The sequence below is a fragment of the uncultured Candidatus Puniceispirillum sp. genome, from assembly GCF_963979125.1.
Classification (GTDB): Bacteria; Pseudomonadota; Alphaproteobacteria; order Puniceispirillales; family Puniceispirillaceae; genus Puniceispirillum.
This window is the reverse complement of the sequence record NZ_CAXBVX010000059.1, coordinates 1-12,827: the sequence shown is the minus strand read 5'-3', so window position 1 is coordinate 12,827 and position 12,827 is coordinate 1. Positions and strand designations below refer to the sequence as shown.

Below are 12,827 nucleotides of genomic sequence, written 5' to 3'. Positions count from 1 at the left end.
CCTGTTGCCACCTGATTTGTTGCCAGCCCAAGAAAAAAAATCGCAAAGATAAAAGCGGTCAGCGCGCCAGCCATTCCACCAGCGATAATACCTATATAGGCATTGCCTGTTAACATGGCAGCGGCAAAGGCCGACACCGCCCCCATCAGCATCATACCTTCAACACCCAGATTCAGTACCCCGCTTCGTTCGGTAATCAATTCACCTAACGCCGCAAAAACAAGCGGTACCGAAGTCAGTAGAATTGTCAGAATCAACTGCTCCATTATGCTTCCTTCTTCGCGGAATCAGCCTGTCCACCAAACATGACTGGCAACTTAATTGCCACATGGAACCTGTTGAATGTCTCGCCAGCAAGCAGCATGAATAACAATATACCCTTGAATACGCCGGTCACGACCTTGGGCATGCCAAGCGCGATCTGTGCCGAGTCGCCACCAAGTTCGGCCAGCGCCACAACCAGTCCGGCAATGATTACCGCCAAAGGATTAAGCCGTGCCAGAAACGCCACAATGATAGCTGTAAAGCCATAGCCAAATGAAATATTTGGCTGAAGCTGGCCAATATTTGCCGATACTTCAATCATCCCAGCCAAACCAGCTGTCGCGCCTGAAACCGCCAGCACGGCGATTGTTGTCATGGCAGGGCTGAAACCAGCAAACACCCCCGCACGCGGGGCATCCCCCATAACCTTTACCTGAAAGCCTGCCAATGTCCGCGATAATACAAACCACGCGGCAACCGACAATAACAAAGCCCCAAATACGCCCCAATGCAACTGGCCAAGCGTGCCGATTCCCGGAATGTTCACAAGGCTGATGAGCGCGGCATCTTCATACATTTTGGTCAGCGGAAACCCGAATGACATGGGATCACGCCACGGCCCGCGCACCAGCCAGTCAATGAACAGCGCGCCAACATAGGTCAGCATCAAAGACACCAGAATTTCGTTGGTATTGAAGCGCACCTTCAATAATGCTGGAATCATCGCCCATAACAGCCCGCCGATCATGGCGGCTATAATCATCGCGGGCATCATCAGATATGCTGGCAGATCAGGATAGGTCAGCGCCACCCAACCAGAAAACACCGCCCCCAAAATCAACTGCCCCTCGGCACCAATATTCCAGACATTCGCGCGATAACAGAACACCAGACCACAGGCGATCACAATCAGCGGACAGGCTTTGACAAATAGATCGGCAACCTGATCTGGCCGTGACACTGGCGCGATAAAAAACTGATACAAGGCCGCACCCGGGCTATATCCCAGAATGGCAAAAATGATCGCACCAATGACCAATGTCATAGCAATGGCAAGCACCGGAATGCCCAATGTCATCGCTAGCGAGACCGATTTGCGGGGCGTCAGAGTAATCATGACGCACTCCTTTTACCTGTTTTTTGCGGGTTACCTGTTTTTTGCGGGGTGGCGCGCTTTGACGCTGATTTCGATCTTGGCGATTCTGTGACGGTATCTTGCATGCCGCCCATCAGCAATCCAACACGCTCGGCTGTCATATCACCTGTATCGGCGGCGGCTGATAGCCTGCCTTCATGTAGCACACTAATCTTGTGCGAAACGGCAAAAATTTCTTCAAGGTCCTGCGATAGCATAATCACGGCTGAACCAGCAGCAGCCAGTTCCAGCATGGCCTTACGGATAAATACGGCAGCACCAATATCAACGCCCCATGTTGGTTGCGAAACAATCAGAACTTTTGGTGCTTTTATAATTTCGCGGCCAACGACAAATTTCTGTAAATTACCACCTGACAGCGAAGACGCCATCGGATCATTTTCGGGAGTGCGCACATCAAAAGACTTGATGATCTGCGCGGCACGACGTTGCAGAAAGCTGAAATCAATCAAGTTCCGGTTTATGGCACCATCTAGGGAATGCGCTGTCAGCAAGGTGTTTTCTGATAATGTCATGCTGGTAACGGCGGCATGTCCATTACGTTCTTCAGGTACAAAACCAAGGCCAGCTAGCCGACGCTGGGCGGGGCCAAGCTGCGAGACATCCTTGCCGTCAATTTTTATGATATTGCTATCCCGTGGGCACCATTCGCCCATCAGGGAAGACATCAATTCATCCTGTCCATTTCCAGCAATACCGGCAATGCCCAAAATTTCTCCACTTCGGGCGGCAATCGTAATATCACGAAGGGCAGTAGAAAACTGGTTATGCTTGGAACGATTAAGGCCATCGACACTGAAAATAATCTGCCCTTTTGCATTGGCTTTCTGGCGGGTCACATTCTGAACTTTGGCGCCAACCATCATTTCGGCAAGCTGGCGGCTGGATTTTGACTTGGTGTCAACCGAACCGACATTCTGTCCCCGTCGTAACACTGTCGCGCGCGAGGTCAGAGCCTTGATTTCGTCCAGCTTGTGCGAAATGAACAAAACTGCCATGCCATTGTCACGGAATCGCCGCAAGACGGTAAATAGCTGGTCGGTTTCCTGCGGTGTCAAAACCGATGTTGGCTCATCCATTATCAGCAAGGACGGATCCTGCAAAAGACAGCGCATAATTTCAACACGCTGTTGTTCGCCAACGGACAGATTATGAATGCGCGCATAGGGATCAACGCTGATACCGTATTCTTCTGAAATCTGGCGCACGCGGTTGGCCAGATCGTCGGTATGCTCACCTGCGGGCAAGGCCAGCTGGATATTTTCAACAACAGTCAGCGCCTCAAACAGCGAAAAATGCTGAAACACCATGCCGATACCCATGTCCCGGGCATGTTGTGGTCCATTTATAGTGACAGCCTTGCCACGCCACATGATTCGACCCGCGTCAGGCTGCATCAGCCCATAAATCATTTTAACAAAAGTGGATTTGCCTGCACCATTCTCGCCAAGTAAAGCGTGAATTTCTCCAGCACGGATAACGAAATCAACATCATCGTTAGCCGTAAAATCACCAAAGGTTTTGGTCATTTTTTCAGCTTCAAGCAACACTGAACCAGTGTCCGTTTCAGTCGTCATATTCAAGGTTATTGAGCCTCACTAAAGCAATCTTGACTATCCACAAGCAAATAGCAAATAGCAGTTAAACCTAATGTCAACGGAGGTGAAAAGTAAAGTGCATATACATGTGCTTTATTCCCTTCAAAAAGAAAACCGGCCTCATCAAGGATGAAGCCGGTACTATTCATTTTAAAAAACGCATGATCTGCTATCGGGTGAATTCAGGATAGGCTTCCATTCCCAATTCAGCATTATCCAGACCCGCAATTTCATCTTCTTCGCTGACCCGCACACCCATGAACATTTTGAGTAGCATCCACACGATGTAGGATACAACAAAAGTGAACACGCCAACTATTACGATACTGGTAATCTGCGTTCCAAAGCTGGCATCACTGTTGGTCAGTGGCACCGCAAGTGTACCCCAGATTCCAGCAATCAGATGGACAGGGATCGCACCCACGACATCATCGATTTTCAGCTTGTCCAAGAACGGCACAGCAAAGACCACAATCACACCACCGACAGCACCAATCAGCGTCGCTGCACCCAATGTTGGTGTCAAAGGTTCAGCCGTGATCGAAACCAGACCTGCCAACGCGCCATTCAGCACCATTGTCAAATCGACTTTTTTGTAGAAAATCTGTGTCAGTATTAAAGCCGCAATCGAACCACCAGCTGCGGCGGCATTTGTATTGGCAAAGATACGTGAGACATCAGCGACATCACCAATAGTTCCCATCGCCAACTGCGATCCGCCATTAAAGCCAAACCAGCCAAGCCACAGAATAAAGGTTCCAAGCGTTGCCAAAGGCAAATTCGCGCCTGGCATGGGGATCACTCTGCCGTCTTTATATTTACCTGTACGGGCACCGATAACCAACGCGCCAGCCAGAGCCGCCCAGCCACCGACCGAATGCACAACAGTCGAACCAGCAAAATCGAGGAAGCCCATTTCGTCAAGGAAACCACCGCCCCATTTCCAGCTTGCCTGTAATGGATAGATAAAGGCTGTCAGAACAAGCGTAAAGACAAGGAAAGGCCAGAGCTTGACACGTTCAGCAACCGTACCAGACACAATTGACGCCGTTGCCGCACAGAACATCAGCTGAAAGAAATAATCCGAACCTGTTGATGCATAGCTAATATCATCAGCACCTTCAGCACTAATGCCAACAGCTTCCATAACCGCTACAGCTGGGAAAAGACCTGAGAAATATCCTTCGATTGACCAATCGCCAAGCGGATACATCAGGTTATACCCCATCAAATAATATCCAACGGCGGCAATCGAGAATAACGCCATGTTTTTGGTCAACTGCATTGTCGTGTTTTTGGCACGCACAAGACCTGCCTCAAGCATACAAAATCCACAGGCCATAAACATGACCAGAAAACCTGCCATCAGGAACAGAACCGAATTCATGATATAGACGCCATGTTCAGGAAGTTCCTGAGCAAACGCCATCGTCGGCAAGGCTACAGCTGCAACAGTGGCAACCGCTACGCCAAGAAATTTGTTAAAATTACGCATTAGAAACTCCTTTTTCCTACAGAGCATCAACACCGGTTTCACCGGTGCGAATGCGCATTGCATCTTCAAGATTCAAAATGAAAATTTTGCCATCGCCGATCTTGCCTGTAGCGCTGACACTCTTGATCGCTTCTACCGCTTTGTCTGCCATATCAGCAGCAACAGCGAGCTCGATCTTTACTTTGGGCAGGAAATGCACTGTATATTCAGCACCGCGATAGATTTCGCTTTTGCCTTTCTGCCGTCCATATCCTTGAACTTCACTTGACGTCAGCCCTTCCACACCAACAGCTACCAATGCTTCATGCACCGCCGTAAGCCGACTTGGTTGAATAATTGCCACTATATATTTCATACTCAATCCTTCCTTGGGTCGGTCGCTTTGCTTCGGCGCGACGCCCCCTCCTGTAAATCATCTTGGAACATTCGGTTTTGAATGCACGCACGACAGGCGCCCTCATAAAGGCGCTTATAAGTTTCTAACCAACTATGCTGAAAAAAAATTCTGCTCATTTTGCATTATGGTGATGCGTTTTTTGCATCACCATGATAATCAGCGATAATTAATGCATAAATCGCTTAATGCGAAGCAATGTTGAGGACAAAGATATGCGTCATATGACCAATTTGCGCTTTATAGATGCCGTCGCGCGCGAAAAATCAATCCGCAAAGCGGCCGAAAAGCTAGCTATTACCTCGACCGCATTGAATCGTCGCATTTTGCAAGTGGAAGATGAGATCGGACAACCACTTTTCGAGCGACTGCCCAGCGGGGTGCGCCTGAACACGGCTGGTGAATTATTTGTCCAGCATGTCCGAAACCAAATCGCCGACCTAGCCCGTGTTCAATCCCAGATATCCGATTTAACTGGTGTCCGCCGCGGTCATGTCAAAATTGCTGGTGGTGCCGATGTGCTTCGCTTCTTTCTGCCTGAGCTAGTTGCCAATTACCGCCGCGAACATAATGCTGTAACGTTTGAATTATTGCGCCAATATGGCGATGCCGCCGAAGCATCACTTTTATCGCTTGATGCCGACCTTGCTTTTGTTTTTGCACCCATACGCACAACAGATTTTCAGGTCATTGCCACCGCCCGCCAAACTGTCCATTGTCTGATGTCTGCGTCGCATCCTTTGGCGCAAAAGGACGTGATCCGTCTGCGCGATTGCATTGATGTGCCTGCGGTCATGCCGACGGGCAAAAGCGGGGTTCGACAACTGCTTGATGTGGGGCAGATGAAGCGCAACATGACAATGAATATGATCATTGAATCAGACAGCTTTGAATTCATGCAGAATTATCTTATTCACGAACATGCCATTTCATTCCAGATTCCTATCAGCCTTGAACCTGGCATCACATCAAGGCAAACGAAAACAACATCTGACATTGTGGCGCGCCCCTTTGATACCGACGATGTGCCAGCTGGCATATTGCATATAGGCCAGTTAAAAGGCCGCGTTCTGCCTGTTGCTGCCGCAAAATTCCTCGACGATATCATTCACATGCTGGGTCATCGCTATCCGGATGATTTTAATCAATAGAGACTATAACAAGATTAATTATGGACATCTCATTGATAGATAGTCATATACCCATCTAGATTTTTGTGAGCATGAACGCTAAAATAAATCTTTGTTTTGAACCAAATTCAAACATGATCAGGATAAACAAATGACGAATGCCGCCCCCCTACCTGCCTATTTGATCCAGAGATTTCAGGGATGGAAAGCTACCAAATTTGTCGAAAACAAAGTCTGGTACAAACATCTGGCAGAAGAAGGACAACATCCACGCGCAATGGTCATTTCATGCTGTGACAGCCGCGTTCATGTAACCGCGATGTTCGGGTCTGATACAGGCGAATTCTTCATTCACCGTAATGTTGCCAATCTGGTACCGCCCTATTCACCGACAGGCGATTATCACGGCACCTCGGCGGCGGTTGAATATGCCGTCACAAGTTTGGGCGTCGCGCATATCATTGTGCTTGGCCATTCGGGATGCGGCGGCGTCAATGGCTGTCATCAGATGTGTTCGGGCAAAGCACCTGAACTCGAAGAAAGTACCAGCTTTGTTGGCCGTTGGATGGATATCCTGCGTCCCGGTTTTGAACGTATCAAACATTTGGATACCGAAGAAAAGCAGATTGCCGCACTGGAACGTGAAGGAGTGCTAGTGTCGCTGGAAAATCTGATGAGCTTTCCCTTTATCAAACAGGCGGTTGAAAATGACACGCTGTCATTACACGGGTTATGGAACGATATTGGTGAAGGCGATCTTTATTTCTACAATGTCAAAAGTGACAATTTCGAACAGGTCACCTGACCATCATCAGGCATATTGTCCTGCTACATAGCCTGACGACCAGGCCCATTGAAAATTGTAACCACCAAGATGGCCTGTCACATCGACGACTTCGCCAATGAAATACAGGCCTTCAATCTGGCGTGCGGCCATTGTTTTTGACGACAAATCATCGGTATCAACCCCGCCCAGCGTTACCTCGGCGGTGCGATAGCCCTCGGTGCCATTTGGCAAAATCTGCCAGTCATTAACCGCCATTCCCAATGCCGCCAGCTTTTTATCCGCCATATCGGCCACCTTGCCGCTACTGTCATGAAGCGCACAGAACAGACTAGCCAACCGCTTTGGCATGAATTCGGACAAGATCGTTTGCGCATCCTGTTTTGGGTGACTCCGCTTTCTGTTGGTCATCACGGCGCCCATATCCTGTGTAGGTGCCAGATTGACCGAAAGTGTCTGCCCAGCGTCCCAATAGGATGAAATTTGCAAAATTGATGGCCCGCTCAACCCCCGATGCGTGAATAAAAGCCCTTCGGCAAATTGCGTTTTGCCGCACTGCACTTCGGCCTCGACCGACAGGCCTGAAATATCCTTGCACCGCGCCAACAGATCAGCGGCAAATGTCAAAGGCACAAGACCCGCACTTGTTTGGCGGATACCAAGCCCGAATTGCTGCGCTATATCATAGCCAAAGCCGGTAGCCCCAATTTTTGGAATCGACAAGCCACCACTGGCAATCACAAGCGACTGCGCATCATACATGCCGCGATCGGCACTGACCGTAAAACCGCTTTTTGGTGCATGCTCTACTGCCGAAATATGTGTTTCGTTGCTTATCGTGACGCCGGCATCAGCGCATTCATCCAACAGCATGCTGATAATATCCTGCGCCGATTCATCACAGAATAGCTGGCCCAGCTTCTTTTCATGATAGGCAATACCATGCTTTTCAACCAAGGCCACAAAATCATGTTGCGAATATTGCTGAAGTGCTGATTTCATGAAATGCGGATTATGCGACAGAAATGCATCAGGATGAGCATATCGATTGGTAAAATTACATCGGCCACCCCCTGAAATGCGGATTTTTTCGGCAATCTTGCGCGCATGATCCAGCACGATCACCTGACGGCCACGCTTGCCTGCCTCAATCGCACACATCAATCCGGCAGCTCCAGCACCGATAATCACCACATCATAAGAAAAGCGCATTTAATTCATACCCAGATAAGTCATACCCTAATCGGCCTTTTTCGCGTAAAGCTATGCATACGCTAAACAAGCTACCGGGTGAAGCCTTCGATGCAATGGGTCGTCTATATTCTTAAATGTGCCGATAACAGCCTTTATACCGGCATCACCAATGATCTGGATGCCCGTATCGACGCACATACAGCTGGGCTTGGGGCAAAATATACCAAAGGGCGCGGCCCCTTCGTTCTGATCTATCATGAAACCTGTCAGGATCGTAGCCATGCCAGCCAGCGCGAATATGCCATCAAAGCCCTACCCCGTCATGCCAAGCTGGCTTTATGCGCCATCTGCGCTTCTGAACAAAAGCCAGAATGATACAGCACACCGCCGATTTCACGTGCGCCTCATCCCATGCCTTGCTAGACATAAACAAATAAACTTATGTCAGAGGGTTACATGAAAATCGATATTGTTCTTGTTGGCGGCCTTGGGTTCCTGCTTCTTGTGGGGGCGCTTTATCTTGCCTCGGTTTTTATCACCAAAAGCAACATGTCAAACCGTGCCAAGCGGATCTTGCATTATGTTGGTTTTGCCACTGTCATCATCGCCTGTGTTATGATGTTTGACTGGTATAGCACAACATATATGGCACAGTTGGCTAGCTGACGATTTTATCCAGTGCCGCCGCAAAATTGGCGACCGTACGATCACAATTATGTAGCTTATCCAGCCCAAAAAGCCCTATCCGAAAGCTTTTATAATCTGGCCCTTCGCCGCATTCCAGCGGCACACCAGCGGCTATCTGCACCCCGTTAGCAGCAAATTTACTGCCATTTTTCAGATTGTCATCATCGGTGAAACTGACAACCACTGATGGTGCTTGAAAACCGGATGCGGCAACCGATCGAAACCCTCGACTTTCCAAAAGGCTACGTATCGCCGCGCCAAGATCAATCTGCTCCTGACGGGTTTTCGCAAAGCCATAGGCTTCGGTTTCCAGCAACGCATCACGAAACACGGCCAAGGCATCGGTCGGCATCGTCGCATGATAGGCATGGCCGCCATTTTCATAGATTTCCATAATCCCCAGCCATTTTTTAAGATCGCAAACATAGCTGGCGGCATTCGTATCTTCGATTTTGTCCCGCGCCGTTTGCGACAGCATGACCAGCCCGCTACAGGGTGATGCGCTCCACCCCTTTTGTGGCGCGCTCAGCAACACATCAACGCCGCAGGCCTTCATATCAACCCACAAGGCACCTGACGCAACGCAATCAAGCACGAACAGCCCGCCTACCGCATGCACGGCATCGGACACGGCGCGAATATAATCATCCGGTAACATCATGCCAGCCGATGTTTCCACATGCGGGGCAAAAACCACCGCCGGCTTTTCCAGCGCAATCTGCGTACAGACATCATCAATGGGATAGGGCGCAAAAGGCATCTGGCGATTATCACCATCTTCGCCCTGTTGCCGTGACGCCGCCAGCACCGTGCTGCTTTTGGCAATCTTGCCTTTTTCCAGAATCTCGCTCCAGCGGAAACTGAACCAGCCATTGCGGATAATCATCACATGCTGGTCATCGGCAAATTGCCGGGCAATTGCTTCCATCCCATAGGTACCACCCCCCGGAATGGCGATCACCGAATGTGCGTTATAAGCACGCTTCAAAGCACCGGAAATATCCCGCATGACTGTCTGAAACCGCTGTGACATTGAATTTAACGAGCGGTCAGTGAACACCACTGAATATTCAAGCAATCCATCGGGATCAATATCAGGCAATAATGCAGGCATGATGACGTCTCCTGTCAAAAATAAATTATGCAATCACTTAGCTAACTCTAGGACGCATGCACCAGCAAAGCAAACAAACAACAATGGTCGCATTAACGTTTCATTAAATATGAACTGATATTCTTATCCTTACAGATGATTTCAAAGGAAAGAGCCATGTTTGCCAGCATCACAAACACCCATCGAAACAATATCACCGCGCATACGGCATATCGGGCAGATTGGCGACATTTTGGCGTTTTGAGGATGCAAGCTTGGGGTTTTCCAATAGTGCTATTTTAAAATAGTGATTTTAGATTTAAAAAGACACACCGAAAATCCAGCCTTCGCGCTTGGCGTGTTCCGGCCTTTGCCAATAGGAATGGTCTGGCGCGAAAAAGCGTAATGCCGCCGCCGCGATCATCGCGTCTGCTTCATCGGCATCACGCCCACGTGGCGCATAATCTGGCGGCACCCCGTCACTGTCATAGGCTGCCAGCGCATCCGACATAAATCTGGCATCGCGTGCGGCCTTATTCGCCGGATCAAATCCTGCACGGTGGAAATGATAGCTTGGGAAAATTTCTACCAGCGTCAATGACGCTGCTGTTACCACATCCAGATCATCAAAGGGCCACATCGCCACCTGTGTGCCTAGACGCATTTTCAACTGATGCAACAGACGCATCCCTGCCATCGAACCGGTAGCCACATTATCGGCACCAACCGCCTTGAATGTTGGCGATGGGCTGCGGCCAGCCTCACGGCATGCGGTCTCAGCCATGCGACGGCGCGATTGATAAAGCGGCGCTGTTTTGCCATAGGCTGGTGGCGCCAGATAATAATCGCCCCATGGCGCTGTGGAGAACATCGCACCACCGTAAAGATGCGGATTATCTTTATTCACATCCTCGACAAGCTGCCACAATTCGGCGGCGGTTCTGGGTGACATGTCTTGGCCGGGGAAATAGCTGTCCAGATCATGAAAGGGATGTGCAAAGGCAAAATCAATCCCGACCAAAATCGATCCCGTCCTTGTCTCTGAAAGAACCAGATCAATCAAATAATCGCGCACCGCCTCACGGCTCCATTCGGTGCTATCAGGTGGATAAATCCCAACAGGTGCGCCGCGTCCGGACTGGGCGATGGCAAGCTGTATCCCCTGATGCGTGATACCTTTGGCACCTGACCAGTCAATCCCGATAAAATACTGCCAGTCTTTTATACGTGCTTCATCATCTGTCACTGGATCATCTGACACTGTCTGCTTCATTCTTGTGCGGCAAGGCGCGCCAGAAGATTGGCGGCTGTCGGGCTCATCCCATCGGGGATAGTCCCCGCTTTCAGATGCGCCTCAAACGAGGTTGCCATTTCCTTGCCAAGTTCGACCCCCCATTGGTCAAAACTGTTCACATCCCACAAAAAGCCACTGACAATTGTCACATGCTCATACAAAGCCAGCAGCCGCCCCAGTGCAAATGGCGTTGTCTGATCCCAGCTCATCACTGTTGATGGCCGCCCCCCTGCAAAACTCTTATGTGGCTGTTCGGTATTTTCACGGCCAAGTGCCAAGGCTTCGGCCTGTGCCAGCGCATTGACCACCAGCACCTGATGACTGTCCTGCCAGCTGTTATCTGGCCACGCATCAGCCAGATGTAGGCCAACTGGATGTCGGGGAAATATAATATCAAGCGGCACAATATCACGCCCTTGATGCAGGGCCTGAAAGAATGAATGCTGGCATCCGGTGCCAGCTTCGCCCCAGATCACAGGCGCGGTCGCATAATCAAGTGCATCGCCGTCGCGCGACACCGATTTGCCATTCGATTCCATTTCCAGCTGTTGTGCCCAGGCTGGGACCCGCGCCAAACGCTGGTCATAGGGCATGATTCCATGTGTAGCATAGCCCAGAAAATTCCGGTTCCAGACACGCAATAGCCCCAGCAATACAGGTATATTCTCGGCCAGCGGTGCGGTCTTGAAATGCACATCCATCGACGCGCCACCTTGCAGAAATGTCGCAAATTGATCCGCGCCAATCGCCAGCATTACCGGCAAACCAACCGCCGACCACAGCGAATAACGCCCACCAACGCCAGCTTCAAAATCAAATATCTGCGCCGGATCAATGCCCCAGTCAGCCGCCTTGTTTGCCGCCGCGGTAACCGCCGCCATCTGCTTGTTGCTATCGCCGCCACCCGCTTCAAGCCATGACTTTGCCAGGCTGGCATTACGCATGGTTTCTGCGGTGGTAAAGGTTTTGGACGTTACAATCACCAGACTGCGCGGTGCGGCACAGCCTGCCAGCACATCATGTAAATGGCTGGGATCAACATTTGATACATAATGCACCCGCGCACCAGACGCAAAAGGCGCCAGTGCCATCGCCACCATCGCTGGCCCTAGATCCGACCCGCCGATACCAATATTGATAATGTCGTCATACGCGCCGGCCTTGCGTGTATGTTCGGCAAATGTCATCATCTTTTGATAGCGGGTACTGGCGCGTGTTTCCGGACTACGTAATGCGGCATGCACGACAGGCCGGTTTTCGCTTTTATTGATCGCTTCACCGGCAAACATGGCATCACGCTTTTCGGCAATATTGGCATCCTCAGCCAACCCCAGAAGCGCCTCAAGCGCCGCCATATCAATATGCTGACGCGCTATATCAACTTCTAGATCATCGTTGGTAAACACCATTTTTTGTGCGCGCGCCGTATCTTGAATCAGATCAGCCAGCTTAACATCACCAAGCCGCTTGGCATGATCCTTCAAGGTTACATAAGATTTTGTCTGGGTTAGCATGATGCGCTCCGCATAGGTAATGAGTAGGGATAAAGCTTTTTAACCACCAGCATCCCCTTTATCATGGATAGCTATTATAGGGCATGATATGACCATGCGCCTAGCCAAAGAATAATACTATATTTACGTTTGGTGATGTTGTGGAGTATCTGACGTGACTGATGATGTGATTTTTGATCTTGTGATAATTGGCGCAGGCATTTCCGGCCTTGCCGCCGCCAGCG

At 50.0% G+C, this 12,827-nt stretch carries 12 protein-coding genes and 1 pseudogene; 4 read left to right on the top strand and 9 right to left on the bottom strand.

Going from position 1 to position 12,827, the window contains the following annotated elements; genetic code table 11:
* The 5 genes and pseudogenes from ABNT28_RS07110 to ABNT28_RS07090 form a co-directional block, all read right to left on the bottom strand.
* A pseudogene (locus tag ABNT28_RS07110) lies at positions 1–266 on the bottom strand (ABC transporter permease); the annotation flags it as partial.
* A complete protein-coding gene (locus ABNT28_RS07105; RefSeq protein ID WP_332924126.1) occupies positions 266–1,381 on the bottom strand; it encodes an ABC transporter permease in 1,116 nt (371 codons plus the stop codon). The pseudogene ABNT28_RS07110 and the gene ABNT28_RS07105, both read right to left, overlap by 1 nt.
* On the bottom strand, positions 1,378–2,997 hold the full coding sequence (locus ABNT28_RS07100) for an ABC transporter ATP-binding protein (RefSeq protein WP_332924127.1): 1,620 nt from the start codon (positions 2,995–2,997) through the stop codon (positions 1,378–1,380). The genes ABNT28_RS07105 and ABNT28_RS07100 overlap by 4 nt, the downstream gene beginning before the upstream one ends.
* A gap of 190 nt (positions 2,998–3,187) precedes the next feature.
* Positions 3,188–4,513, bottom strand: coding sequence for an ammonium transporter (locus tag ABNT28_RS07095; protein WP_348721278.1), 1,326 nt, complete (start codon positions 4,511–4,513; stop codon positions 3,188–3,190).
* Between the two features lie 16 nt (positions 4,514–4,529).
* Positions 4,530–4,868, bottom strand: coding sequence for a P-II family nitrogen regulator (locus ABNT28_RS07090; RefSeq protein ID WP_332924129.1), 339 nt, complete (start codon positions 4,866–4,868; stop codon positions 4,530–4,532).
* A gap of 254 nt (positions 4,869–5,122) precedes the next feature.
* Here ABNT28_RS07090 and ABNT28_RS07085 point away from each other — a divergent pair, with 254 nt between their 5' ends.
* Together ABNT28_RS07085 and ABNT28_RS07080 are read left to right on the top strand one after the other, a co-directional pair.
* Positions 5,123–6,058 (top strand): LysR family transcriptional regulator, encoded by a 936-nt coding sequence (locus tag ABNT28_RS07085; RefSeq protein ID WP_332924130.1) that lies wholly within the window; start codon positions 5,123–5,125, stop codon positions 6,056–6,058.
* Between the two features lie 130 nt (positions 6,059–6,188).
* Positions 6,189–6,842 (top strand): carbonic anhydrase, encoded by a 654-nt coding sequence (locus tag ABNT28_RS07080; protein ID WP_332924131.1) that lies wholly within the window; start codon positions 6,189–6,191, stop codon positions 6,840–6,842.
* A 6-nt stretch (positions 6,843–6,848) separates the two neighbouring features.
* Here ABNT28_RS07080 and ABNT28_RS07075 read toward each other — a convergent pair whose 3' ends face one another.
* Positions 6,849–8,033: an NAD(P)/FAD-dependent oxidoreductase gene (locus ABNT28_RS07075; RefSeq protein WP_332924132.1), complete on the bottom strand. Its 1,185-nt coding sequence runs from the start codon at positions 8,031–8,033 to the stop codon at positions 6,849–6,851.
* A 90-nt stretch (positions 8,034–8,123) separates the two neighbouring features.
* Here ABNT28_RS07075 and ABNT28_RS07070 point away from each other — a divergent pair, with 90 nt between their 5' ends.
* Both ABNT28_RS07070 and ABNT28_RS07065 read left to right on the top strand, forming a co-directional pair.
* Positions 8,124–8,390 carry a GIY-YIG nuclease family protein gene (locus ABNT28_RS07070; RefSeq protein WP_332924133.1) on the top strand — a complete coding sequence of 89 codons (267 nt, stop codon included), beginning with the start codon at positions 8,124–8,126 and terminating at the stop codon, positions 8,388–8,390.
* 81 nt (positions 8,391–8,471) lie between these two features.
* Positions 8,472–8,681, top strand: coding sequence for a diguanylate cyclase (locus tag ABNT28_RS07065; RefSeq protein ID WP_332924134.1), 210 nt, complete (start codon positions 8,472–8,474; stop codon positions 8,679–8,681).
* Here the strand turns inward: ABNT28_RS07065 and ABNT28_RS07060 are convergent.
* The 3 genes from ABNT28_RS07060 to pgi all read right to left on the bottom strand — a co-directional run bounded on the left by ABNT28_RS07060 (position 8,674) and on the right by pgi (position 12,603).
* Positions 8,674–9,816, bottom strand: a complete 1,143-nt coding sequence (locus ABNT28_RS07060) for an aminotransferase class V-fold PLP-dependent enzyme (RefSeq protein ID WP_348721277.1) — start codon at positions 9,814–9,816, stop codon at positions 8,674–8,676. The two genes, ABNT28_RS07065 and ABNT28_RS07060, sit on opposite strands and share 8 nt — an antisense overlap.
* 298 nt (positions 9,817–10,114) lie before the next feature.
* Positions 10,115–11,068 (bottom strand): hypothetical protein, encoded by a 954-nt coding sequence (locus ABNT28_RS07055; RefSeq protein ID WP_332924136.1) that lies wholly within the window; start codon positions 11,066–11,068, stop codon positions 10,115–10,117.
* A complete protein-coding gene (gene pgi / locus ABNT28_RS07050) occupies positions 11,065–12,603 on the bottom strand; it encodes a glucose-6-phosphate isomerase (RefSeq protein ID WP_348721275.1) in 1,539 nt (512 codons plus the stop codon). Before pgi ends, ABNT28_RS07055 begins: the two co-directional genes overlap by 4 nt.
* Positions 12,604–12,827 lie beyond the last annotated feature (224 nt).